The sequence below is a fragment of the Brevibacterium sp. AGC70 genome, assembly GCF_057334195.1.
Window position 1 is genome coordinate 285,774 of record NZ_JBHFIH010000014.1, and the last position, 23,495, is coordinate 309,268.

Consider the following 23,495-nt stretch of genomic DNA (forward strand, 5'->3'; position numbering starts at 1 on the left):
GGCGTGACGACGAGTCGGGTGACGATCCACGCCACAGCACCCACGAGGACGACGAGAACGAGGGCAGCGACGAGCATCGACCTCTGGACGAAGTCGAGGGTGTCCTGCTGCTCGGACAGGTCGCCCAGATAGTAGAGCTGGAATTGACCGGCACCGGGGATCTGGAGCTCCTGGGAGATCAGGAGCCCGGGTCCTGACCCGTCGGGAAGCGCCACCGACTGGTAGAGCATGTCGTCGGTCGGGGCCTTGCCGATGGCGTCCTGGAGCTCATCGGTGATGGGAACTTCGGTTGCCGCACCGTCGGAATCTGTCGACCCGGCACTGATCGTGGAGAACGAGGAGTTCGGATCGCTGGGCTCCAAAGTCAGCGAATACACGGATCCGGTCGACCGGTTGTAGATCGACGACAGCTGAGAGCTCAGATTCTCCTGTGTTACGGCCTGTCCGTCGACGGGGGCGAGGCTGCGCAGCTCGGAGACGATGGTCCCGGCCTGGGACGACAGGGACTGGAGCCGAGTGTCGAAGAGGCCACGCGAAATCTGCTGTGACATGTACGTCCCCACTCCGAAGATGGCCACGGAGGTGAGGACGATGGTGAGGACGACGATCCGCAGCTGCAGGGAATGACTGAACGAACGGAGGAGGAACTTCCAGAACGTCCGGATCGCCGAGGCCGCGGTGCGGATTGCTCCACCCACAGCCGAGGAGCGACTCACGCCGCTCTGCCTGCCTTATATCCGACGCCGCGAACGGTGACGATGATGTCTGGCTTCTCCGGGTCGCGTTCGATCTTCGAGCGCAGACGCTGCACGTGCACGTTCACGAGGCGCGTGTCCGCAGCGTGCCGGTAGCCCCACACTTCCTCGAGCAGGGTCTCACGGGAGAAGACCTGCCATGGCTTGCGGGCCAGGGCCACCAGCAGATCGAACTCGAGCGGAGTCAGTGAGATCGGGGAACCGCCCTTGGTCACGGTATGACCGGCAACGTCGACGACGACATCGCCGACGGTGAGCAGCTCCGGCGCCTGCGGTTCGGAGATCCTCAGTCGGGCTCGCACCCTGGCAATGAGCTCCTTGGGTTTGAAGGGTTTGGGAACGTAGTCGTCGGCACCGGATTCCAGGCCGAGGACGACGTCCACGGTGTCCGATTTCGCCGTGAGCATGATGATCGGCACCGAGGAGATCTCGCGGATCTCTCGGCAGACCTCGAGTCCGTCCTTTCCGGGCAGCATGAGGTCGAGGAGGACGAGGTCCGGATTCACCTTCTCGAATTCTCCGAAGGCCTGATCGCCGGTAGCGCAGAAGAAGGGCTCGAAGCCTTCACTTTTGAGCACAATTCCGATCATTTCGGCCAAAGCCGTGTCATCATCAACTACGAGGATACGAGCGTTCATCTGTCCATTGTCGCTTATGAGCGTCCAATCTTTCGACCTCGACACCCCCACCCGTGAACGCAGACGTTGTGAACTCGACTTCAGGGGGCGATTCGACTCGGCGGCGGACTGCGAAACATGGCAGGATTGCTTGGTGATGGGACGATCGAATGCGTGGACCTCAGAGGTCGATTGGCAGACCGGTCAGTGGCAACGACGAGGTCAGGGCCCGACGCATCACGAATGGCACCCGCCTTCCCCGCGTGGAGTCCTGGCCAAACGACCGCTGACGTTCTTCGAGGTGCTCGATTCCGGTTTCCGGCTTCTGCGCTTCGTCCCCGGCCTCACCATCGGTGCGGCCCTCATCGTGTTCACACTCTGGACTCTCATCCTCACTGCCGTCGGAACCTTCGTCGTCCTTGAGTTCCTGCCCGTCCTCAACGACCTCGTCAGCAATGACGATGCGATGTCCGGGTTCTTCCTGCTCGCGCAGATGGGATCGTTCGCGATCAGCCTGCTCAGCCTCGGCGTCGCTCATTTCCTTGCCGGACTGGCCGCAGCTGGTGCCGAGAGCTCGTTCGGGGCACGCAAGACCACGCTGACGCAGTCGTGGATGTCTCTGCGCGGGCGCCGGTGGTCACTGCTTCTCGCCGCAGCGCTCCTGGGCGCGATCAATCTGGGTCTGCTCATACTGCTCGGGCTGCCATCTCTTCTGTTCGCGATGGTCGACTACACGGTCCTCGCAATCGTCACCGCTTTCATCGCCTTGGGACTCTGGCTCTGCGCCCTGGTCTGGCTCAATCTGCGATTCGCCTTCACCGGCTCCGCGATCTCCGTCGAAAGGTTGGGTGTGCGTGCCGGGCTGAGACGCTCTTGGAGCCTGACCGGCACAGGCTTCTGGCGCACCTTCGGACAGCTGGGTCTCGGCTACTTCCTGTCCAACCAACTGGTGCAGCTCGTCATCGCGCCCCTCGTCACGGTCGTCACCGTGATCGCCACGATCGCCATCGGCACCGCTGCTGCCGCCTCCATGTCGATGACGATCATCCTCGCCATCGCTGGAGCGATTCTTCTGCTCTTGACGACCGTGTCCTCGGCAATTCTCTTCGCCTACTTCTCGTGCCTCGTCTGCGTCTGCTACTTCGACCAACGCATGCGGTCCGAAGGCTTCGACCTGGTCCTCATCCGTCGTGAGGAGGGCACAGAATGAGCCTGCTGAGCAATTCGGTCATCGACCGTGACACCGGCCGCGAGTGGGTCGACCACGAACTGTCGAAGTCGGAGTACTCCGACACCGACCTCACCCCTCTGGAACAGCTCGGTCAATGGCTGAACAACATCTGGAACTCGATCGTCTCCGGAGCGCTGCAGGGTAACTCTCCCTGGCTGATCCTCATCGTCGTCGTGGCTCTGGCGGCCATCGTCGGTCTCATCATCTGGCGGGTGCGTCGGGTCGGGCTGCGGAAGACGACTCTCCCATTGTCGGCTTTCGACCCCGTCGTCGCCTCACCTGAGCCCGGTCCTTGGAGGGACAGCGCGCGTGCCGCCGCGCAGCGCGGCGATATGAGGCCCGCAGTCATCGACTCCGCACGTGCCATCTTCGCCGTGCTCTCGCAGAAGCACATCGTCACGCTCGATTCGGCGTCGACGGCCAGCGAGCTCAGCCGCACGGCCGGATCCGAACTGCCCGAGCACCGACTTGAGCTGGCCCGGGTTGCCGAGGTCTTCAACGACCTCCTCTTCGGCGAGGACTCGGCCCGGACCTCAGCCGCTTCTCTGCATGCGACCTACAGCGAGTTCCTTGCACTCGATGAGGACCTGAGCGCTTTGAGTCCCCGGCAGCGATCGGCGGTGACATCATGAGTGCCCTCATCGACGTCGCCACCAGAGGCACACGGTCGAGTGCGGCGGTGCCGCTGACGGCTCGGCTGAGATCGGCTGGACTGTGGATCGTCGCGGCCGTCGCCATCCTCATCACCGTGATCGCGACGATGCTGATGACGTCCGATCGTGGCTCCGAGGCACCGCTGCACTATGACTCCACGGCTCGAGAGGGCACGAAGGCCATGGTCGAGACGCTGCGCGACCATGGGGTCGATGTCACCACCACCGAGGATTTCGACACGGCCCATGAAGCCTCAGGCCAGCCCGGCACGACGCTCCTGATTCCGACGAAGGCCGATCTGCTCTCCCAGGGCGACATCGACGGCTTCCGGTCCCAACTCGCCGCCAATGACAACCGGCTGACCCTCATCGACCCCGGCTACTCGGTTCAGGACTTCACCGACCGCATCACGGTCGATGACAGCCTCAGCCCCCTGGCCACACCAGATGAGACCTCACAGCCTGACTGTGAGGTCCCGGCCGCTCAGGCTGCCGGTGCGGTGGAGACCGGTGATGAGCAGTATGCCGAAGCCCGGAAGGGTATTCAGGGGCTGAGCACCTGCTATCCGTTCGCCGGCCCCGGCGTCACTCAGATCGACGGCGGTGAGGTCACCCCCGGGTCGGCACACGGGCAGCTCATCGTCGATGAGGGCGGCGAAGGCAAGGGCGATTTCCCCGTCACCGTCCTCGGCAATTCCGACTGGGTGACCAATGCCGGCATCGATGAGGAGGGTCATGCCTCGCTGGTGCTCTCCCAGCTGTCACAGACCGACCGTCTTGTCGTCTACTACCCCACCGATTCCGGTGAGTTCGAGTCGGCTCCGTCGACACTGGACTATGTGCCCAGCTGGTTCATCGCCGGGGCCCTGTGGCTGGCTCCATGTGTGCTGATCCTGCTGCTCATCCTCGGCCGCAGGTTCGGCCCTCTGGCCGTCGAACGGCTCCCGGTCATCGTTCCCGCGGTGGAGACGGTGCACGGGCGGGCTGCTCTGGCTGCTCGCAGCCATGACCGGACCGGGGCTCTGCACACTCTGCGCACGGGTGCCCTGCTGCGCATCGCGAAACGGTTGGCGCTGGGTCCTGAGGCCGGCCGCCACGACATCATCGCCGGCATCGTGAACGCGACCGGCCGCGACCCGGCCCAGGTCGAATCGGTCTTCTCCTCCGCGGTGCCCCGCACCGACTCAGATCTGGCGAACATCATCCATCTGCTCACTCTCATCGAAAGCGAGATCTCATGACACAGGCTCCAGGCGAGAACTCCGCCCAGCAGCAGAACCCGGCACAGCCAGAGCAGCCCCAGCCAGCGGCGCAGGCTCAGCAGCAGCAAGCCTCACAGCCGCAGCAAACCTCACAGCCGCAACAGACCCAGCCGACTCAGGAGCGCGATCCCCTGCGAGACTCGTTCATCGATGTGCGCACGCAGATCGCCAAGGCCGTCGTAGGCCAGGACGAAGCGGTCACCGGTATGCTCATCGCCCTGCTGTGCCAGGGCCACGTGCTGCTCGAAGGTGTGCCCGGTGTCGCCAAGACATTGCTGGTGCGCAGCTTCGCCACCTCGGTCAGCCTCGACAAAACCCGCATCCAGTTCACGCCCGACCTCATGCCCAGCGATGTCACCGGTTCTCTTGTCTACGACGCATCCGTGTCGAACTTCGAATTCCGGCCCGGCCCGGTGTTCACGAACATCCTCATCGCCGATGAGATCAACCGCACGCCACCCAAGACGCAGTCGGCTCTGCTCGAGGCCATGGAGGAACACCAGGTCTCGGTCGGCGGCGGGTCCCGTGCACTGCCCGAACCCTTCATGGTCGCAGCAACCCAGAACCCGCTGGAATACGAGGGCACCTATCCCCTGCCCGAAGCGCAGCTCGACCGGTTCCTGTTCAAACTCGTACTCGGACTGCCCGAACGTGACTTGGAATTCGAGATCCTCGACCGTCACGCGCGCGGCTTCGACGCCTCCCACCTCGCCGAGGCGGGACTGACTCCCGTCGTCGATTCGGCCATGATCGCCCAGGCTCGGGAGCGAATCGCCGAGATCTACATCGCTCCGCAGGTCATCACCTATATCGTCGATCTGGCCCGAGCGACTCGACAGGCACCATCACTGGCTCTGGGTGTCTCTCCCCGCGGTGCCACGCGGATGCTCGGTGCCGCACGCGCCTATGCCTGGCTGTCGGGCCGCGGCTACGTCACCCCCGATGACGTCAAGGCCCTGGCGCACATGACCCTGGGTCACCGTGTGATCCTGCGTCCCGAGGCGCAGATGGACGGACTCAACGTCGATCAGGTCCTCAACTCGATCATCGCGACCACCGAAGTCCCCCGCTGAATGACCACACGACTGCTCCTGCTGGCCCTGTTCGGGCTCGTCCCTGTCATGCTCGTGCCGGGGTGGACGAGTGCATTGATCGTATTCGGCATCATCGTCATCGTCGCGCTGCTCGACTTCTTCCTCGTTCCCCCGCCGAGGCTGGTCTCCCTCCAGCGCACCCCCGGACCCATGGTCCGGCTGGGTGACCACACCCACTGCACCCTCACCTTGGTCAACGACTCCCCCAGACGCCTGCGCATCGCGGTCCGTGATGCGTGGTCACCGAGTGCCGGGGCGACGAGCACCCGCTCAGCATTCGACTTACCCCCAGGCGAGAACTCACAGGTGGTGACACAGCTTCTGCCCGTGCGCCGCGGCGCACTGCACGCAGATAAGGTCACCATCCGCTCTCGCAGCGTCCTCGGTTTCATCGCCCGGCAGAAGAGCTTCGATGTGCCGGCGATCGTGCGGGTCCTGCCTCCGTTCATCTCTCGCCGTGAACTGCCCTCGAAGACGCAGAAGCTGCGTGAACTCGACGGGCGTTCTGCCGTGATGATCCGCGGCATGGGCACGGAGTTCGATTCGCTGCGCGACTACGTCGACGGTGATGATGTGCGCTCGATCGATTGGCGCGCCAGTGCCCGCTCCCAGGACCTGGTCGTCAAGACCTGGCGACCCGAGCGTGACCGCAGGGTCGTCATCGTCGTCGATTCCTCTCGGCTGGCTGCGCGACGGTGCGGAGATGGCACGATCTTCGATGCCGCCCTGGAGTCTGCTCTGCTGCTGACAGCTCTGGCCTCGGGAGCAGGTGACCGCGTCGATGTCGTCGTCGCCGATGCACGCATCCGCGCAATCGCTTCGAGCCATCGGTCGAAGGACCCGGTCCATGACCTGTCGGTGGCGCTGACCACGGTCCATCCGGAACTCTACGATGCCGACTGGGAGCAGATCTCGACGACGGTTCTGGCCACCTCACGCCAGCATGCCCTCGTCGTCCTCGTCACCGCTTTGGATGAGGGCAGCGTCGCCGATGAGATCCTGCCCGTTCTGCCGACGTTGTTGGCCCGTCACCGGGTCGTGCTGGCCTCGGTGGAGGATCCAGCCTTGGGTGAGCTGGCGGCCAAGCGTGAGAGTATCGATGAGATCTTCACAGCCGCCGCTGCGGAATCGGAGCTGCTGACGTCGAAGTCACTGCAGGCTCGTCTGCGCGGAGCCGGTGTCCAGTCCGTCGAAGCCGGTCCCGATGACCTGCCCGGTGCGCTGGCTGACCTCTACATCAATCTCAAGGCCACCGGGAAGCTGTAGGCGCTTCACAGACCGGTGAAGCCCCGACCAGCCGGTGATGAGGATCGCTACCGGTCGGTGGCGCGGATTGAGTAGCCCGCCTGATGCTCGTCGAGGTCGGCACTGAGCCCGGCCGTGGCGGCACGCTTGCCGAAGTACCAGGCGTAGGCGATGACCAGCGCGGTGTAGGCCACGCCGATGGCGATCTTCAGCGCCGGTGGAATCGGGTTCGGGGTGATGAACCCTTCGATGAGTCCCGAGATGAACAGCATGATGACCAGACCACCGGCGACGGTCAGCAGCGACCTGGCCTCCGAGGCGAGCCTATTCCGCCGCAGCTGAGGCCCCGGCACCACCCAGGCGAAGAACAGTCTCAGTCCTGCCGCAGCGGCAAGGATGATGCAGCTGATCTCGGGGATTCCGTGCGGGAGGATGTACAGGAAGAAGTCGGAACCGCGGTCGAACTCGAACATCATCGCACCGGAGAAGCCGACGTTGACTGCGTTGGAGAACAGCCCAGAGACGACGAAGACTCCGGTGATGCCCAAGAGCACGAACTGCACGGCGATCCACGCGTTGTTCGTCCACACCCCTACGGCGAAGAAGCCGTTCGGGTTCTCTTTGTAGTAATCGACGAAATCATGTTCGGCGAACTGTTTGCGGAAGGCGTGGTCGCCGAAGGTCTCGAGGACCTCCGGGTGCATGCCAGCCCAGATCCCGGCCAAGCTCGCCACCGCCAGGAAGCACACGGCGACGATGAGGAAGTCCCACCTCAGCCGGTAGATCGAAAGCGGCAGACTGATGATGAAGAAGCGAGAGAGACCGCTCAGCCCGCCGGCGGGAACTGCCGAGAGATGGTTGCGTGAGCGGTGGACTATCGCCGACAGCCGCGCAGCCTCCAAAGAGTCAGGGGCCACCGTCATGATCCGCGACAGATCCTTCGAGGCGTCTCGATAGAGGTCGAGGAATCTGCGGGTCTGGGCCGGACTCAGCGTATTCTTCTTCGCCAGCATGGACAGTTCTCGCCACTCGTCGCCGTGCAGTTCGGCCAGCAGGTTCGGGTCCATGGTTCAACCCTATCGGAGAGTCCTCCCGACCAGAATCGGTGTCCCAGGTGATCCACCGTGAAGTGGCGATGCGAATTATGACAGGATGGATTCGTGAGTACTTTGGTGACGGGTGAAGCCGTCGAGCTGAGCATCCAGCCCGCGGCCCTGGCGGCGAGGGCATTGAGCTGCCTCATCGACTACATCGTCTACTCGATCGTCAACATCGGTCTCATCATCGCCATGTTCTGGTTCCTGCTTCAGGTCCTCGACGTCAATGAACTCCTGCTGACATCGGTCATGACCATCATGAGCATCTCCGTGTTCGTGCTCCTTCCGATGATCATCGAAGTCCTCACCCACGGCCGCTCGATCGGCAAGCTCGCCCTCGGCCTGCGCGTCGTCCGCGATGACGGTGGAGCCGTGCGAGCCAGGCATTCCTTCATCCGCGCCATTCTCTGGCCCTTCGAGATCCTCTCGAGCGGTGGCGGCCTGGCTGCCCTCTCCGGGCTGGTCTCGCCGCAGTCCAAGCGCCTCGGCGACTATATGGCAGGGACGATGGCCGTCAGCGAACGCACCGCCCCACCTCAACCGGTCCGCACGCATGTCTCACCGCACCTGCAGAATTGGCTGGCGGAGACCGACATCGCCACACTGCCTGCCGGACTGCACCGACGGGTGGTGCAGTTCCTGTCGACGGCGGAGAACCTGGGCCGCGAATCGCGGTGGGAGCGGGCGAAGGAGCTCGCCACCGAACTCAATCCATATGTCGCACCGGCACCGCCGGAGGGGACGATGCCCGAACAGTTCCTGTCAGCGGTCATCCACCGGCAACGGTCCGCAGAATTCGCGAAACAGCAGCGCCGCAGCGAACAGTCCAAAGCCTTCCGCGCAGGAGTCAACACCCTCCCACACGGCCTGAGCCTGCAGAACCGCTAGGGTTCCACAGGCTCAGGTTCGACTCAGCACCACTTCGACTGGCACCTCATCAGTGGCTCAGTACCGGTAGTGCTCGGGCTTGTAGGGTCCGGCGACGTCGACTCCGATGTATTCGGCCTGTTCCTTCGACAGTTCGGACAGATTCGCTCCGAGAGCAGGCAGGTGGAGGCGAGCGACCTTCTCGTCGAGTTCCTTCGCCAGCCTGTGCACATCGTTGTCGTAGCGTTCGGGGCTGACCCAGAGTTCGATCTGGGCGAGAACCTGATTGGTGAACGAGGCGCTCATCACGAACGAGGGGTGACCTGTCGCGTTGCCCAGGTTGAGCAGGCGTCCTTCGGAGAGGACGAGGAAATCCGTCTGCGCACGGTCCAGACCCGAGTCGGTGGGCACGGGAACGCGCCATTCGTGGACCTGCGGCTTGATCTCGACCTTGGAGACTCCGGAGATCTTGGCCAATCCGGCCAGATCGATCTCATCGTCGAAGTGTCCGACGTTGCCGACGATCGCTCCGGGCTTGAGGCTCTGGAGCACCTCGACACCGACCACACGAGTGTTGCCGGTGGTCGTGATGATGATGTCAGCGCTCGGTGCCACAGTGGCGAGATGGTCGACCTGGTAGCCGTCCATCGTCGCCTGCAGGGCGCAGATCGGATCGATCTCCGTGACGATGACCCTGGCACCCTGACCACGCAGCGCCTCGGCGGCTCCCTTGCCGACGTCACCATATCCGACGACGACGGCGATCTTGCCGCCGATGAGGACATCGGTGGCGCGGTTGAGGCCATCGGGCAGGGAATGGCGGATCCCGTAGCGGTTGTCGAACTTCGACTTCGTCACCGAATCGTTGACGTTGATGGCTGGGAATGGAAGGTTCCCTTCCTCTGCCAGTCGGTAGAGGCGATTGACTCCCGTCGTGGTCTCCTCGCTGACGCCCTTGATGCCGGCAGCCATACGACCGAAACGACCGGGTGAGGCCTCGAGCGACTTCCGCACCTGTGCCAGTAGGACCTTGAACTCCTCCGGGTCGTCCTCGCCCGCGGTGGGCACTCCCCCGTCGACTTCGGCCTGGGCACCTTTGAGGACGTACATGGTGGCGTCACCGCCGTCATCGAGGATGAGGTTCGCGCCCTCGTCGAAGTCGAAGATCTTGTCCGCAGCCCACCAGTACTCTTCGAGGGTCTCACCCTTCCAGGCGAAGACCGGCACACCGGCTGGGGCGTCGACGCTGCCGGTGCCGACGACGACAGCGGCGGCTGCCTCGTCCTGAGTGGAGAAGATATTGCAGCTGGCCCACCGCACCTGCGCCCCGAGTGCGACAAGGGTTTCGATGAGGACCGCAGTCTGCACCGTCATGTGCAGGCTGCCGGCGATGCGCGCTCCCGTCAGCGGCTTGCTCTGGCCGAACTCTTCGCGCAGTGCCATGAGTCCTGGCATCTCGCGTTCGGCGAGTCGGATCTGATGCCGGCCGGCCTCGGCCAGACTCAGATCGGCAACCTTGAAGTCGGTGGAATCGAGCACGGTACCTCCATCGGGAACGGAAACTGTTGTCATCTTTCTCGAGTCTATTGCCTGCGAGCCTCGACGAACTCACTGGCCTGTGCGGTCAGTTCGCGCAAGCTCTGCAGGTCGCTGGCTTCGACATTGAGTCGCACCAGGGGCTCCGTGTTCGACTTGCGCAGGTTGATCCACCAGTCGTCTCCCTGCAGCCCGATGCCGTCGAGATCGTCGACCGTGTTCGTCGGGAACTGACCGGACTCGGACGAGAAGGAGCTCAGGACCGAGTCGGGATCGGCCACGGTGAAGTTGATCTCTCCCGACTGGACGTAGAGGTCGTAGTCGGCGAGGAGTCGTGACGCCGGTGCTCCGGTCTTCGCCAAGGCGGCGATCAGGTGGCAGGCAGCGAGCATGCCGGAGTCCGCGCCGTAGAACTCATCGAAGTAGAAGTGAGCGGAGTGTTCGCAGGCAAAGACGGCATGTTCGGTGCGCATGAGTGTTTTGATGCCCGAATGCCCGACCTTCGAGCGCACGGCCCGCCCGCCGGCGGCTGCGATCGTAGCCGGAACGCTGCGGGAGGTGATGAGATTGTGGATGACGACCGGTTCAGCGACGCCTGCGGCCTTGGAGCGAACGATCTCGCGTTCGGCGACGAGCGCGCCCACGGCCGAGGGCGACATGGTCGCTCCGGTTTCGTCGATGAAAAAGCAGCGATCGGCATCCCCGTCGAAGGCAAGTCCCAAGTCCGCCCCCTGGTCGAGCACTGCACGGGAGACGTCGAGGAGGTTCTCCGGCTTCAGCGGGTTCGCCTCATGGTTGGGGAACGTGCCGTCGAGTTCGGTGAACAGCCCGATGACGTCGAATGGCACCCTCGAGTACCCGGACTCGGTGCCGAAGACCTCTCCGAGGAGTTTGCCCGCCATGCCGTTGCCGCAGTCGACGACGACCTTCAGGCCTGTGACCTCGTCGACGTGGGTCAGCGTCCGGATGCGTTCGACGTAGCGTCTGCGCATGTCCGCGGCGGCAACGCCGTCGACATCGACCTCAGGTGCGGAGCTGTGGAAGGTGCCGGTGGCGACATGTGCCGGCGCCTGCGGTGCCAATTCCTTGATCCGTCCCAGCCCAGAGGCGAGGCTGACTCCTGCGGCACGTGGCCCGCAGATCTTGATCCCGTTGTAGTCGGCCGGGTTGTGACTTGCGGTGATCATCGCACCCGGCAGTTCGAAGATCCCGGAGGCGAAGTACAGCTGGTCGGTCGAGCACAGCCCCAACAGCACCGCTCGATATCCGGCCGCCTCGATGCCGGCGGCGAAGGCCTGGGCGAAACCGGGTGAACTGGGTCGCATATCGTGTCCCACGACCACCTCGGCGCTCGAATGGAGTTCCGACATAGCTGTGGCGGTGGCCCAGCCGAGGGCGTAGAGCACATCGGCATCGAGCTGGTCGGGAATGCGGCCACGGATATCATAGGCACCGACTGCGGGTTCGAGTGCGGCGGTGCGGGCGGCGACGAGTTCGGGACCGGGTTCGGCGCCGGACGTGGACTCGGTCATGAATCGCCGATGATGCGCAGGTGACCGTGTTTGCGACCCGGCATCGATCCGTCGCTTCGGCCCTCGGAGGGCGAGGGTGACCCAGACGACGATGCCGATGCGGCCGCGCCCGCTCTGACGCCCTCTCCGGGACGTCCCGCAGCTTCCCGGACGGCGTCGGCGATGGCCAACAGATCGTCATGGGTGCGCTCGGGCGGGGATTGTTCACCCTCGATGCGGATGAGCTGCCAACCCACAGGTGGGGTCAGTTTCGCGGCATGGTCGGCGCACAGGTCATGGGCACCGGGCTCGGCGCGACGCGACAGCGGACCGATGACGACACAGGCATCAGCGTGCACGTACGTCATGGTGGCTGCGGCACTGCGCGAGCAGCTGACTTTTGAACACAATCTCACGGCTGACACAGTCAACCACTTTACACGCGAGCACCGCTTGTCTTGGTCAGCCAGGGCCGTATGGTCGGTAGAATATTGACTCATGAGTACCAGGCGTCATCGTGATCGGCACGGCCGCGGACTGCGGTCCCCGCTGTTCCTGGCCGACGTCCCCGCCCGTCTGCGTCGGGCGGAGAGTTTTGCCCGTGTCGCGGCCGAGGAGTTCGCCCGCTTCCGGGCGCAGGAACCGGCACTGCTCGCCGAGGTGGTATTGGCCATTGATGCGGTTCCACCGGCGAGCTCCACCGAGCCCGCCTTCGGCCGGGTCTTTCCGGCCACCGCGAACAGGCACACGCACATCGTCCTCTACCGGCGAGTCATCGAATATCACAGCAGCGGGCAACGGGACTCGCTCATCGCCGAAGTCGTCGCCGACCAGGTCGAGATCCTCAGGAATTCCTAGCCGAGGCGGATGTCGCGGTAGGCCACGCCGGCAGGTGCCGGGGCCGGCTGCACCGCGGAGATCCCTGAGTCTGTGGTGACCATGTAGCTGGCGTGGACACCGTCGGACTGGGAACCTGAGGCGTTCTCACCACTGATGACGATGGCGCGGACCGCGTCCGGGGAGACCTCGGCCGGGCTGAACTCGGTGGTGCCGGTCGGATTGAGGTCAATCGACTGACCCTCCGTGAGCGAACCGTCGTCGAGCATGCCTCTCACCTGCACCTGCCCCTGCCCTGGTGAGAGGTACAGTTTCCCGGTGCCTGTGCGCGGCAGAGCCATGACCTGGGACTCGGCGAGAGCGTCGGTGGCGTTGATGCTTCCGAAGTCTGAGCTTCCCTTCTCCCCGTCCTGACCGATGAATGCGCTGGCCTGAATGGCTTGGCCCGAATCGAGGACGACGCTTGTGGCGTCAAGATCTCCGAGGTCGGCCTCGGCGACTCCGTGTGCGACAACGGTCATCGATGAGCGGGGAATGTCGATCTCCCCATCGGGTCCATAGGCCTTGAGCGATACCTCTGCCAGGTCATCGCCCGGGTTGGCCACGCGCAGGCGTGCGTCCTTCCCGTCGAGTCCGGTGACGACCTGCTGTGTGTCGGCGTCTGCTCCGCTCGTGGCCAGATCGATGCCTTTAGGGGTGAGACCGTCGAGCACGGTCTCCTGGAGGGAGCCGGCCACGACTCCCCCGTCGACGTTGACATCGACGGCCAGCGATTCCGCACCTGCGGCGAGACCACCCAATCGGATGGCTCGCTGCTTCCCTGCCTTGATGCTGACCTCTGTCGGCTCCCCGCGCTCTCCCGACGGTGTCATGAGCGTGACTTCGGCCTGCACGGGAACGTCGCCGGGATTGCTCAGCAACAGCTGGGAGTTCGATCCTGCTGCACCGGAGCCAGCCAAGATCCGGAAGTTGCTCGCCGCCGAACCACAGGTCAGTGTCGCGAGTCCTGTGAGGTCTCCGGAAGTGCCTTCGACGGTTTCGACGCCGGTCGTCAGCGCCGGTGCCCCGGGCCGGGCGAACCCGGTGATGAGTTTGGTCTTGTCGATGGGATCGTCGCCGGAGACGAAGCCGTCGGAGCTGGGGTTGTCGAAGTTCGCCGAACCACCCAGATCCGCAACCTGGAGACGGGCCGCGGAGACCGAGCCGTCTGCGGCACTGATCGGTGCGGAGGCGGAGACGGCACGTGTGGACACGTTCGAGTCGTCGACGAACTCCGCGTCGGTGCCCTCTGCCTCGTCATCGGTCAGGAGCGGACCGGGGCAGATCACACGGGTGTCAGCGGTGGGCATTCTGACCTGCTCGGGACTGCGGTCCAGTGTGCCCGGAGTCAGCGGAGTCAGGAATGAGGTCGTCGCGACGAGGACTCCCGGTACGGCGATCGCCGCGAAGGTCACGATGCTGCGCATGTGTTTCATGACTTCGCCTCCACAGGATGCTCGGGTGCGGCTTCAGACTTTCGTTCGGATTTCGCCCGCGTCGTTCGTGACCAGGCCCGTGTCTGGCGCTGAGACCCGAAGGGGATCGCGACGATGATGGTCAGAAGGCCGAGAATCCAGCCGATGATGACGCCCGGGGCGTAGAGCGACGAACCGTAGGTGAGTTCGACCTCGCCGCCGGAAGCAGGCAAGGAGTACTCGGAGGCCCAGCCGATCGTCGGCTTCTCCGGCTTCGGCAGGTCGTTGCCATCGAGGCTGGCGGTGATGTTGTCGGAACTGTCGGACACGATCAGGGTGCGTCCGTCCTCACCTGGAGCCACCTCGGCGGTGGTGCCGTGCATCGGTGCGGTGCTCATCGTGCCGTCGGGTTCGCGGACGAGGAACCGGCCGCTGTAGGGGGTGTCGACCTGCCACAGACGACCCGATTCGGTCGGACCGACCTGGACGACTCCGTCGGCGGCGGCCACTGAGTTCGTCAGATTCTTCGCATCCGAGTCGACGAGGACGAAGTCCACGCCCAGCTGACCGAGGATGGTGCGGACGTCTCCGGCGTCATCGGCCGAGAGTGCCGCAGCGGCCTGAGCGATGAGTGTCTGGTCCTCGCCAATCGGCAGAGGTCTGCGCTCCCACGGCCAGCCACCGACCGCCTCGGCGGACCGGATGGTCGAGGTCCCGATGACGGTCCCATCGGCGGACGAGAGGAGGCGGGCACGGACTTCGCCGTCGACGACGTCGAGGCGCAGCGTGCGTGCCTGAGCATCACCGGCAGCGCGGTCGGCGGCCAGCGCCGGGACGGTGCCGTGTTCCTGGGTGGTGACATTGTTCGCCGAGGCGGTGCTGGGTCCGGCGCTGACGATGATGAGTCCGACGGCGGCGATGGCCACGAGTCCGGACAGACCCCGCATGGGCAGTCGCCTGGAGTTCGTCGATTTCGTCGTCGTGGTCTGAGCTCCGAGTGTGAGCAGCATGATCGCGCCGAGACTGAGCAGGGTCAGTCCCGCGGCAGGATAGGAGCCGATGAGGTGGAAGGGACCGGTTTGGGCCGGGATGAGGACCTGGACGGTGGCCAGCAGCAGACCCGCGAGGTAGAGTCCCACGGCCCACATCAGGCGTGAGAGTCTGAGGTGAGCTTCGATGAGCGTGAGGAACGCGAGGATGAGCATCGGCAGCACCAGAACCGGTGCCCACAGCTGGAGCATCCCGGGGCTGACGCCGTTGACGCCGACAGCGGACAGGAGATCGGCCAGCCAGCTCATGTCGATCGTCGAGGGAAAGCCGACCGCGAGGAGGTAGCTGGGCGGTGCCGGCGGGGCCAGGGTCTGGCCGGGCATGACGAAGAGCGCACCCGGAGCAGTCACGAGGTCGACCAGCCAGGGCCACGCCAGGAACAGGGTCGGGGCCAGCAGCCACAGGTGGCGCAGACCGCGCCCGGTGCACACCAGCACCACGGTGAGGATGATGCCCAGAGGAAGCATCAGCGGCATGCCGGCGATCATCAGGAACAGCAGGAGTCCGGCACCTGCGGCCGCGGCGATCGACCCTGTGCGCAGGCTGCGCCGCAGGGCGATGACGAAGAGCGGTGCTGCAATCCAGACGAGGATCACGCCGAGGCGGCCGTCGGAGAGCGCGGTGACGAAGAGTGGGGCCGCAATCCACAGCAGACCGGCGAATCCGCGTACCCACCTTCGCTTCACGATTGCGCCCGCGGCACGGTAGGCGGCGATGACGGCAAGGATCGGGGCGAGGAGGATCAGGGTCCGGGCCATGATGTCGACGTCGCCTAGGAACGGAACGCTGAGGGCTGCGAGGACCAGCTGGTAGGGGTCGGCGGGAGCGGTGGCACCGGTGGAGACATCGAGGTGAGGGCTGAGCAGTCGGGCGACGAGATCACCCATCGTCACGTCGGTGGATCCCAGTGCACCGCCGACGAGGTGGCCGGGGCCGAAGAGACGGTAGGAGACGAGGCCGCTCAGTGCCGCGGCCGCGAGGAGGAGGTAGGTCAGAGGGCTGCGGAAGAGTCCCGAACCGCCGGTGACCTCGAGGCGTGAGAACGAGTCGATGGCTTCTTCCGTGTCACCGACCGGGTTGAGCTCGGTTTCGTCGATGTGGCCCGGGCCGCTGACGGTGGACGACTCGGCCTGGGCCAGGCGGGCTTCCTCGGCGGAGTTCATGCTCCTGCGCTGGACGGCGAGTTCGTCCGGGTCCGCGTAGAGCGGAGCCACATGGGAGTCGGTGGTGCGTTTGGCCAGGCGGTTGCGACGAGCGTTGGACCGTCTCAGCCGTGAGGTGGTTCCGGCGTCGGAGACGAGCCCGAGCAGTGCGGAGAAGTACCAGGAGGCGGCGCGGACGTTGTTCGACAGGAGTCCCGCCAGGGTGTTCTTAAGCTGGGTGAGGATGAGGAGACAGAAGATGCCGGCGAATCCGGGGGTGGCGAGGCTGAGCCGGTAGCGCTGTTCCGTCCGGATCTGAGATTTCGACAGTGGCGGCAGAGGCGAGGAGCCCAGCTGGGCGGCCGAGTGTGCGGACACGGTGAGTCCGGCGCGTGGGGCGACGACGACTCGGCGGCCGAGGTCGCGCAGTCGACGCGAGTATTCAAGACCGCGATAGGCCACGCCGAGGACGCGTGAAGGAGCACCTATTCTTTCGAGCTCGGTGGTGGAGATGAGCATGCCGGGCAAGTCGAGGCCCAGTGTCTCCGATTGGCCGTCGCGCTGGCCCTGATCAACCTCTCCGTCGGCAACCGGGTTGACCCTGGCTCCCGCCGAGGTGGTGGTGACTCCGGCGGAGACGATGTGGTCTTGGTGCATGATCTTGGGACCGACGGCGGCGATCGATTCGGTTGCGCCGATGGCATCGAGCAGCTCCTCGAGGCAATCGGGTTCCGGACGCGAGTCTGCGGTGAGGAACCACAGATGGGTGCTGTCGGCAATCTTGGGGAGTGCAAGTGCCTCTGTGACGGCAAGACCCCCGAGATCCACGACCGGGATCTCGGGGTAGGTCTTGCTCAGAGCTGTTTCGAGCTCAACCCTGCTGCTGTCATCGCCTGAGGCGAGGACAACGGTGACGGCAGGTTTCACACGACCTGTTTCTTCAGTCGGCGGCGTTCACGTTCAGACATACCGCCCCAGATTCCGAAGCGCTCGTCATTCGCCAGCGCGTATTCGAGGCAGTCTGACCGGACGTCGCACGAGGCACAGACACGTTTGGCCTCACGAGTCGATCCGCCCTTTTCGGGGAAGAACGCCTCGGGGTCGGTCTGAGCGCACAGCGCTTGGTCCTGCCAGGATAGCTCGCCGTCCTCGGCTGCCCCGAAGAGCAGCGAGAGCGGCGATACTGCGGAGTTGTCCGTGGGAAGCGGTGTCAGATCGTTCGGATCGATCGCCAATGGATCAGGCAGAGTGTCCGGAGTACGGGCCCCTGGTTCGACGAACCAGTCTTCGGCACTTCGAGAAGTGACTCCAGGCACGACTGTGGAGAAGTCTTCCCTCTCCTGCCTTTTGCTCTGTGCGCTTTGCACGGTTTTCCCCTTTCTCACTCTCAGCTCACCTACCACTGCGAGCTCCGATTCCGGTAGCGTTCGAGGAGCTGAATGGTCTGGGTGCGACCGGCTCCCCGGATGGTTCCGGAGGTGAAGCTCGTGCTGACCGTATCAGCGTGGTGGATGCTCGAATCCGAGGATTCGTGCTAAGTGCGTTCCCCTGTTAACTATAAATTACACGCGTGTCATTACCGCCCCGTCAAGCCCTTGTGGAGTATTGCAGTGGGCACCTGCGGTTTAATCGAACACACCTTCACATACACACGCGCCGATGACACCACATGTAGCGACCACTATCTGATATTGACACAACCTGTAGTGAGCGGCTGAGCAAATCCGGAGAATTTCGAAATCATTCGCCGTCAGTGGGAATATGGAGACATGAGAGTCGAATCACTCGCAATCGTCGCCCGATCCCCGCGTCCGCCCACTGAATCCGGGCGCAGAGGCGGCCCGACGACGATGGGGACGCATCGATGAATGACCGACTGCTCACCGTGTATGCACCTCCCGTCGAGGAGCCCATCGAAGCCGGTTCCGATCTGGCAGCGATCCTTGTCAACGCTCTGCGCCGGAATCGGATCGACCTCAAGGACGGCGACATCCTCGTCATCGCCTCGAAGGTGGTGTCCAAAGCTGATGGTCGAATGCGCAGTGTGAAGGACCGGGCGGAGTTCGAGGACCTCGTCAAGGATTCGTCGAATCATCTCGTTGCCGAACGGACCTATGCCTCCGGGTCGACCGTCCAGGTCGTGCGTACCAAATCAGGAACTGTGCAGGCGGCGGCCGGACTCGACCAGTCGAATTCGAGCGGCGCCGTCGTCCTCCACCCTCACGACAGCGATGCTTCGGCACAGAAGCTGCGGCTGCGGGTCGAAGAGTCCTTCTCCGTGCGGATCGGGGTCGTCATCTCCGACACCATCTCGCGGCCCTGGAGGATCGGCGTCGGTGACTTCGCGCTCGGTCTCTCCGGATTCTCGGGCCTCGACGATCAGCGTGGCAGACCAGATGACGATGGCCGGGTGCAATCGGTGACCGTGCGCGCGGTGGCCGATGAGATCGCCGCCGCGGCCGACCTCGTCAAGGGATCGTCGCGCGGACTGCCGATGGCACTCGTACGCGGCGCCGGCGGATATCTCGACAACGGCCGAGCCGGGGCGAAAGCCCTGAGCCGCGACCTCGGGGAGGATTGGTTCCGCTACGGCCACGTCGAAGCAATCCACAGAGGTCTCGGGGTCACCGAGCTGCCCGGCCGTGCCGCAGCCGGTGACAACAGTGACGACATCCTCGAACGAGTCTCACGCGCCATCCGCGTCGTCCGCGCTGGAGCTGCACGCACCCCCGGGCAGGCTGCATGGCGGATGCGCATCGAGGGGTCCGGCTCCCGGATCACCATGGCTCCCTCCGATTCTCCGGCGACTCCGCAGGCCGGTGGTCCTCCCTTGCTGGAGGCGATGGTCGGCCTCGGGTCTCTCGTCGAGCGCATGCACACTGCGCTCTTCGCCGAGGATCTCAGCGCGACCACGCAGTGGGAGTGGGCCGACGGAGAGCTCGGAGCGTTCCCCCGTGGTGTCCGGATCAATATCGGCCTCCTGACCCCCTGAACATCGGGCTCCCGTCCCAGTGAACGCCCCATCACCATCGAGAAAGCAGGTCATCCCCGTGGATCTTTCCATCATCAGCCGCACCGGCGGAGCCGTCCTCTTCTGGCGCGGACCCGACTTCGACCGACTCGACCTCACCGGTCCAGTCGTGGCGAACTGGGTGAACAAGGGCGTCGGCCTCTTCGGCGACTACGACCTCGGCCCTGATTTCACGCTCTTCGTTCCGCTGCCTGCCGGACTGCACTGGCGAGAGCTCGTCGCCATTCTCAGTGTCCTCCTCGCCGACGGTCGCGTCGTGCTCGGCATGGACGGGTCACCAGCCCCAGATGGCGATTTCCACGCCTTCGTACCGCAGGGCCACGAGCACGATGAGCGACTGGCCGATGCCGAGGAGGTCTTCGTCTACAACCCACCGGCACTGGCGCTGAGCACACCGGTCGATGAGGACTTCATCGACGTCAACTCAGCAATCCGCGCCTACCCGGACGTGACACCTCGGCGCCTCCAGTCCACCGGGACTCTCATCGTCGGTGGTCAGGAGGTCCAGTGGACCGACTCTCCAGACGATTCCAGCTCCGGCCTCCTCGTCGCGAACTCAACTCCGGGTCCCGAGGAATGGGCGACGTTCCTGGGCCATCTCCTTCGCGGGGGTGAGTCTGTGCTGGCCAACGGGATGGATGAAGCTCGCATTGCGGACCTGGCGGTCAGCCTCGGCGAGGTCCGTGGCAGACTGGGCGTATGGACAAAGTAGTTGATACTCCCGCTGAGGCGGTAGCCGATATTGCAGATGGATCATCGATCGCCGTGGGCGGTTTCGGTGTTGTGGGCGTGCCTGAGTTCCTGATTCGAGCGATCAAGGACCAGGGCGCCAAGGACCTCGAAGTGATCTCGAACAACGCCGGAGTCGACGGACGGGGCTTGGGCCTGCTGCTCGCCGACCACCGCCTCCGCCGGATCATCGCCTCCTATGTCGGAGAGAACAAGGAGTTCGCCCGCCAGTACCTCTCCGGCGAACTCGAGGTCGAGCTGACCCCGCAGGGCACCCTGGCGGAGAAGCTGCGCGCCGGCGGAGCCGGAATCCCAGCGTTCTACACGATCACCGGTGCCGGCACTCAGGTCGCCGACGGCGGCATGCCGTGGAAGTACGACGCCGAGGGCAACGTCGTCAAGGAGTCACCGGCCAAGGACACACGCGTCTTCGACACCTTCGGTGAAGAGGAGGAATACGTCCTCGAGGAGTCACTTGCTCCCGACTACGCACTCGTCCGCGCCGCCATCGGAGACCGCCACGGCAATCTCGTCTTCAACTCTTCGGCCAGGAACTTCAATCCCCCGGCCGCACAGTCGGCCCGGATCACCATCGCCGAGGTCGAGAAGCTCGTCGAGCCTGGAGAGATCGACCCCGATGACGTCCACGTTCCCGGCATCTTCGTCCACCGCGTCGTCGAGCTGACCGCGGAGCAGGTGGCCGACAAGCCCATCGAAAAACGTACCGTTCGCGAAGCCTGAGGAGCCGAAATGTCATTGACAAGAAATCAGATGGCCGCCCGCGCAGCCCAGGAACTCGAAGACGGCAGCTACGTCAACCTGGGCATCGGAATGCCGACACTCGTGCCCAACTACCTGCCCGAGGGAGTCGACCTCGTCCTCCAGTCGGAGAACGGTCTCCTCGGAGTCGGCCCATACCCCACCGAGGACGAGGTCGATCCTGATCTCATCAACGCCGGCAAGGAGATCGTCACAATGCTCCCCGGCGCTTCCTTCTTCGACTCTGCTGCCAGCTTCGGCATGATCCGCGGCGGCAAGGTCAATGCCGCGATCCTCGGCGCAATGCAGGTCGCCACGAACGGCGACATCGCAAACTGGATGATCCCCGGAAAGATGGTCAAGGGAATGGGCGGGGCCATGGATCTGGTCCACGGAGCCCAGCGCGTCATCGTCATCATGGACCATGTTGCCAAGGACGGCTCACACAAGCTGCTGTCGTCCTGTGAGCTGCCCCTGACGGGCAAGGGAGTCGTCAGCCGTGTCATCACCGACATCGCCGTGCTCGACGTCTCCGGAGACTCATTCACTCTCGTCGAACTGGCTCCCGGAGTCACCGTCGAAGAGGTCAAGGAGAAGACCGGCGCCGAGGTGAACGTCCCCGACGACGTCCCCACCATCAGCGTCGACGCCGCCTGAGGCACCGACCGCCGAGCGGCTGGCACTGTGACGGCCGGGTGGAGACCGTCGAGCGGCTGCCGGACGGTGACAGCCGGGTGGCTGGCACTGTGAAGTCAGACAGGCAACGGACATCGTGAGGTAGCGCTGCTCCGGCGGCGTCATACAGAGCCGTTGTGAGACGTGGGGCCGTTCTGGGCCGATTCCTTTCGAGGAATTCGGCTCAGGACGGCCTCTTTCTTGTGTCAGGGAGCTTTCACCCGCGCGGATGAATCGGTGCGGTGGTGCGTGGGACCACTTGCAGATGACTCTCGGGCCTGGGAGACGCGATCAGAGACTTCGCTCCTCGGTGCACCACGCACAGTCTCTCGCTCAACATCCCGTCAGCTGCAAATACACCAGCTAGTTCAGCGACTCCTCCCCTCAGCGGCAAAAGGCACCTGAGGAACGAGGTGATCTGGTTCCGACGGTGCAGGGTGCTCGCGGTGGCGCGGCCCACCTCACTCGCGCCAGTCCGCTCGGCATCCAGCAGTCGCCCAGACCGGCCAAAAGAGGCCAGCCAGGTGCTTCAGGCGAAGGGCAGCGAGGTGTCGAGTCCGGTGGTGGCCACGAACAGGTCTCCGTGGCCGTCTGCGGTCACTGTGGGCTCATTTGCCGCGATGAAAACGCTCTGGCCACGTGTGAGTGTCACTGTGGACCCGAGGGAGGTCAGAGTGATGCTTCCCGAGGTGCACAGGGCGATGCTCGCGCCTCGGCGCTCGACCTGCGTCAGTCGTGGGCACCGCAGCGACTGCAGTGCGAAATCCTCGGTCGCACCGAAGAGGATTCCGGCGCGGTCAGGTTCAACCATTCGAGGTTTTGCGGAGCCGAACTTCGCAACCTTTCCGAGCTCCGGAATGTCGATGTGCTTGTTCGTCAGTCCCCCGCGCAGAACGTTGTCGCTCGAGGCCATGACCTCGATTCCGGTCCCGCCGAGGTAGGCGTGCAGCACACCTGATTCCATCGCCAGGGCTTCCCCGGGCTGCAGGTGAACGCGATTGAGCATGAGTGCCACAAGCACCCCAGGATCGGAAGGATAGTCAGCCACAAGCTCCTGGAAGGTCTCAGCAGGATCGACGGCTGTGCCCGAACGGCTGATGTGTCCCTCTGGCAGCTCTGCCAGATCCTGGCCGGCGATCTCGTCCACAAACTCGGCCGACCGGGCATCGCCGAGGACGAGCTCCACTGCCTTGGCGAAGGCCTTAGCCTCCGTCACCGATTTCAGCGCCGAGATCACGTCTCCGAGGAAGTCCAGGGAAGCCGGTGACAGTGACAGAGACAGCAGACGCTCGAATGTTGCACGCACGGCTTTGCGCGAACGGAATCCGGTCAGCGCGTGGAATTCGGTGAGGGCGTAGATGAGTTCCGGTTTGGCCGACGGGTCCTTGTAGTTACGGGTCGAAGCGTCGAGATCGGGGCCTTCGGCCTCTTCCCGGGCGAATCCGATGGCCGCCTGCTCTGGATTCGGGTGAACCTGAATGGAAAGTGCCTTCTGCGCGGAGAGGACCTTGAGCAGGAATGGCAGACGCGGCCCGAAGACCTGCAGCGAGTCATGTCCCAGCAGACCTTCTGGGTCACCGGCAAGGTATTCGATGAGATTGGGTCCCACGGTGCTGTTGTCCGTCTTCACGTCCAGCGATGACGATGACCCCTGCTGCGCGGAGCGGTAGGCCGTGCGCTGCTGGTCAGACTGACCTAAGTCCAGACGGGAGGGGCTGAGGGGATGTGCTCCGAGCCAAAGCTCGGCGCAAGGAGTGCCGTCGGGCGCAGTTCCCAGGATCGCCGGGATCGCGTCCGTGCTGCCCCAAGCAAAATTCTTGACCGTGTTGTGCAATCGGCGCACTGTCTTGGTCCCCTTCGGCTGGACTGTTCGGATGAACACACATGCATTTGCCGTGCGTGTTTCTCCACGTTAGCGCGTCTGTCTTGATAGATCAGGGTTTTCCCAAG

The 23,495-nt window shown here is 64.4% G+C and carries 20 protein-coding genes and 1 pseudogene; 11 read left to right on the forward strand and 10 right to left on the reverse strand.

Going from position 1 to position 23,495, the window contains the following annotated elements:
* Together ACE03M_RS11550 and mtrA are read right to left on the reverse strand one after the other, a co-directional pair.
* Nucleotides 1-716: pseudogene (locus tag ACE03M_RS11550) on the reverse strand (MtrAB system histidine kinase MtrB); the annotation flags it as partial.
* The gene (gene mtrA / locus ACE03M_RS11555; RefSeq protein WP_143921237.1) at nucleotides 713-1,393 is read right to left on the reverse strand and encodes an MtrAB system response regulator MtrA; all 681 of its coding nucleotides are present in this window, start codon (nucleotides 1,391-1,393) and stop codon (nucleotides 713-715) included. The gene mtrA and the pseudogene ACE03M_RS11550, both read right to left, overlap by 4 nt.
* 136 nt (nucleotides 1,394-1,529) lie before the next feature.
* On the opposite strand from mtrA, the gene ACE03M_RS11560 reads away from it, so the two are divergent.
* The 5 genes from ACE03M_RS11560 to ACE03M_RS11580 are packed head-to-tail and all read left to right on the forward strand — an operon-like array spanning nucleotide 1,530 to nucleotide 6,878.
* A complete protein-coding gene (locus tag ACE03M_RS11560; protein ID WP_485934046.1) occupies nucleotides 1,530-2,582 on the forward strand; it encodes a hypothetical protein in 1,053 nt (350 codons plus the stop codon).
* A complete protein-coding gene (locus tag ACE03M_RS11565) occupies nucleotides 2,579-3,235 on the forward strand; it encodes a hypothetical protein (RefSeq protein WP_485934047.1) in 657 nt (218 codons plus the stop codon). The genes ACE03M_RS11560 and ACE03M_RS11565 overlap by 4 nt, the downstream gene beginning before the upstream one ends.
* On the forward strand, nucleotides 3,232-4,497 hold the full coding sequence (locus ACE03M_RS11570; RefSeq protein ID WP_485934048.1) for a DUF4350 domain-containing protein: 1,266 nt from the start codon (nucleotides 3,232-3,234) through the stop codon (nucleotides 4,495-4,497). Before ACE03M_RS11565 ends, ACE03M_RS11570 begins: the two co-directional genes overlap by 4 nt.
* Nucleotides 4,494-5,591, forward strand: coding sequence for an AAA family ATPase (locus ACE03M_RS11575; RefSeq protein ID WP_485934049.1), 1,098 nt, complete (start codon nucleotides 4,494-4,496; stop codon nucleotides 5,589-5,591). The genes ACE03M_RS11570 and ACE03M_RS11575 overlap by 4 nt, the downstream gene beginning before the upstream one ends.
* Nucleotides 5,592-6,878 (forward strand): DUF58 domain-containing protein, encoded by a 1,287-nt coding sequence (locus ACE03M_RS11580; protein ID WP_485934050.1) that lies wholly within the window; start codon nucleotides 5,592-5,594, stop codon nucleotides 6,876-6,878.
* 47 nt (nucleotides 6,879-6,925) lie between these two features.
* On the opposite strand, the gene ACE03M_RS11585 is transcribed toward ACE03M_RS11580, so the two are convergent.
* Nucleotides 6,926-7,924: a stage II sporulation protein M gene (locus ACE03M_RS11585; protein ID WP_485934051.1), complete on the reverse strand. Its 999-nt coding sequence runs from the start codon at nucleotides 7,922-7,924 to the stop codon at nucleotides 6,926-6,928.
* A gap of 93 nt (nucleotides 7,925-8,017) precedes the next feature.
* Between ACE03M_RS11585 and ACE03M_RS11590 the strand changes: the two genes are divergently transcribed.
* Nucleotides 8,018-8,842, forward strand: a complete 825-nt coding sequence (locus ACE03M_RS11590) for an RDD family protein (protein ID WP_260847981.1) — start codon at nucleotides 8,018-8,020, stop codon at nucleotides 8,840-8,842.
* A gap of 57 nt (nucleotides 8,843-8,899) precedes the next feature.
* On the opposite strand, the gene ahcY is transcribed toward ACE03M_RS11590, so the two are convergent.
* Genes ahcY through ACE03M_RS11605 form a run of 3 tightly spaced genes read right to left on the reverse strand, consistent with a single transcriptional unit; the run spans nucleotide 8,900 to nucleotide 12,293 of the window.
* The gene (ahcY, locus tag ACE03M_RS11595; RefSeq protein ID WP_143921230.1) at nucleotides 8,900-10,393 is read right to left on the reverse strand and encodes an adenosylhomocysteinase; all 1,494 of its coding nucleotides are present in this window, start codon (nucleotides 10,391-10,393) and stop codon (nucleotides 8,900-8,902) included.
* An 11-nt stretch (nucleotides 10,394-10,404) separates the two neighbouring features.
* Complete coding sequence (locus tag ACE03M_RS11600; RefSeq protein ID WP_485934052.1) at nucleotides 10,405-11,889, reverse strand: phosphohexomutase domain-containing protein; 1,485 nt, start codon at nucleotides 11,887-11,889, stop codon at nucleotides 10,405-10,407.
* Nucleotides 11,886-12,293: a DUF3499 domain-containing protein gene (locus tag ACE03M_RS11605; protein ID WP_485934053.1), complete on the reverse strand. Its 408-nt coding sequence runs from the start codon at nucleotides 12,291-12,293 to the stop codon at nucleotides 11,886-11,888. Before ACE03M_RS11605 ends, ACE03M_RS11600 begins: the two co-directional genes overlap by 4 nt.
* 73 nt (nucleotides 12,294-12,366) lie before the next feature.
* On the opposite strand from ACE03M_RS11605, the gene ACE03M_RS11610 reads away from it, so the two are divergent.
* The gene (locus tag ACE03M_RS11610; RefSeq protein ID WP_143921227.1) at nucleotides 12,367-12,726 is read left to right on the forward strand and encodes a metallopeptidase family protein; all 360 of its coding nucleotides are present in this window, start codon (nucleotides 12,367-12,369) and stop codon (nucleotides 12,724-12,726) included.
* On the opposite strand, the gene ACE03M_RS11615 is transcribed toward ACE03M_RS11610, so the two are convergent.
* The 3 genes from ACE03M_RS11615 to ACE03M_RS11625 are packed head-to-tail and all read right to left on the reverse strand — an operon-like array spanning nucleotide 12,723 to nucleotide 17,718.
* Nucleotides 12,723-14,180 carry a DUF5719 family protein gene (locus ACE03M_RS11615; RefSeq protein ID WP_485934054.1) on the reverse strand — a complete coding sequence of 486 codons (1,458 nt, stop codon included), beginning with the start codon at nucleotides 14,178-14,180 and terminating at the stop codon, nucleotides 12,723-12,725. The two genes, ACE03M_RS11610 and ACE03M_RS11615, sit on opposite strands and share 4 nt — an antisense overlap.
* Nucleotides 14,177-17,278 carry a glycosyl transferase gene (locus tag ACE03M_RS11620; RefSeq protein ID WP_485934055.1) on the reverse strand — a complete coding sequence of 1,034 codons (3,102 nt, stop codon included), beginning with the start codon at nucleotides 17,276-17,278 and terminating at the stop codon, nucleotides 14,177-14,179. The genes ACE03M_RS11615 and ACE03M_RS11620 overlap by 4 nt, the downstream gene beginning before the upstream one ends.
* Nucleotides 17,275-17,718, reverse strand: a complete 444-nt coding sequence (locus ACE03M_RS11625; RefSeq protein ID WP_269465931.1) for a WhiB family transcriptional regulator — start codon at nucleotides 17,716-17,718, stop codon at nucleotides 17,275-17,277. Before ACE03M_RS11625 ends, ACE03M_RS11620 begins: the two co-directional genes overlap by 4 nt.
* Before the next feature lie 497 nt (nucleotides 17,719-18,215).
* On the opposite strand from ACE03M_RS11625, the gene ACE03M_RS11630 reads away from it, so the two are divergent.
* The 4 genes from ACE03M_RS11630 to ACE03M_RS11645 are packed head-to-tail and all read left to right on the forward strand — an operon-like array spanning nucleotide 18,216 to nucleotide 21,527.
* Nucleotides 18,216-19,343, forward strand: a complete 1,128-nt coding sequence (locus tag ACE03M_RS11630) for a coenzyme F420-0:L-glutamate ligase (protein ID WP_485934056.1) — start codon at nucleotides 18,216-18,218, stop codon at nucleotides 19,341-19,343.
* A 58-nt stretch (nucleotides 19,344-19,401) separates the two neighbouring features.
* The gene (locus ACE03M_RS11635) at nucleotides 19,402-20,094 is read left to right on the forward strand and encodes a hypothetical protein (protein WP_485934057.1); all 693 of its coding nucleotides are present in this window, start codon (nucleotides 19,402-19,404) and stop codon (nucleotides 20,092-20,094) included.
* Nucleotides 20,082-20,852, forward strand: coding sequence for a CoA transferase subunit A (locus ACE03M_RS11640; RefSeq protein WP_143921222.1), 771 nt, complete (start codon nucleotides 20,082-20,084; stop codon nucleotides 20,850-20,852). Before ACE03M_RS11635 ends, ACE03M_RS11640 begins: the two co-directional genes overlap by 13 nt.
* A gap of 9 nt (nucleotides 20,853-20,861) precedes the next feature.
* Entirely contained in the window at nucleotides 20,862-21,527 is a 666-nt protein-coding gene (locus tag ACE03M_RS11645) for a CoA transferase subunit B (RefSeq protein WP_143921221.1), read from the forward strand.
* 547 nt (nucleotides 21,528-22,074) lie between these two features.
* On the opposite strand, the gene manA is transcribed toward ACE03M_RS11645, so the two are convergent.
* Complete coding sequence (gene manA, locus ACE03M_RS11650) at nucleotides 22,075-23,388, reverse strand: mannose-6-phosphate isomerase, class I (protein WP_485934058.1); 1,314 nt, start codon at nucleotides 23,386-23,388, stop codon at nucleotides 22,075-22,077.
* Nucleotides 23,389-23,495 lie beyond the last annotated feature (107 nt).

Excerpts from the sequence above, each read along its gene's own strand:
- mtrA (WP_143921237.1), bottom strand. The coding sequence starts at position 1,393 with ATGAACGCTCGTATCCTCGTAGTTGATGATGACACGGCTTTGGCCGAA.
- ACE03M_RS11560 (WP_485934046.1), top strand. The coding sequence starts at position 1,530 with ATGGGACGATCGAATGCGTGGACCTCAGAGGTCGATTGGCAGACCGGT.
- ACE03M_RS11565 (WP_485934047.1), top strand. The coding sequence starts at position 2,579 with ATGAGCCTGCTGAGCAATTCGGTCATCGACCGTGACACCGGCCGCGAG.
- ACE03M_RS11570 (WP_485934048.1), top strand. The coding sequence starts at position 3,232 with ATGAGTGCCCTCATCGACGTCGCCACCAGAGGCACACGGTCGAGTGCG.
- ACE03M_RS11575 (WP_485934049.1), top strand. The coding sequence starts at position 4,494 with ATGACACAGGCTCCAGGCGAGAACTCCGCCCAGCAGCAGAACCCGGCA.
- ACE03M_RS11580 (WP_485934050.1), top strand. The coding sequence starts at position 5,592 with ATGACCACACGACTGCTCCTGCTGGCCCTGTTCGGGCTCGTCCCTGTC.
- ACE03M_RS11585 (WP_485934051.1), bottom strand. The coding sequence starts at position 7,924 with ATGGACCCGAACCTGCTGGCCGAACTGCACGGCGACGAGTGGCGAGAA.
- ahcY (WP_143921230.1), bottom strand. The coding sequence starts at position 10,393 with ATGACAACAGTTTCCGTTCCCGATGGAGGTACCGTGCTCGATTCCACC.
- ACE03M_RS11600 (WP_485934052.1), bottom strand. The coding sequence starts at position 11,889 with ATGACCGAGTCCACGTCCGGCGCCGAACCCGGTCCCGAACTCGTCGCC.
- ACE03M_RS11610 (WP_143921227.1), top strand. The coding sequence starts at position 12,367 with ATGAGTACCAGGCGTCATCGTGATCGGCACGGCCGCGGACTGCGGTCC.
- ACE03M_RS11615 (WP_485934054.1), bottom strand. The coding sequence starts at position 14,180 with ATGAAACACATGCGCAGCATCGTGACCTTCGCGGCGATCGCCGTACCG.
- ACE03M_RS11630 (WP_485934056.1), top strand. The coding sequence starts at position 18,216 with ATGAATGACCGACTGCTCACCGTGTATGCACCTCCCGTCGAGGAGCCC.
- ACE03M_RS11640 (WP_143921222.1), top strand. The coding sequence starts at position 20,082 with ATGGACAAAGTAGTTGATACTCCCGCTGAGGCGGTAGCCGATATTGCA.
- ACE03M_RS11645 (WP_143921221.1), top strand. The coding sequence starts at position 20,862 with ATGTCATTGACAAGAAATCAGATGGCCGCCCGCGCAGCCCAGGAACTC.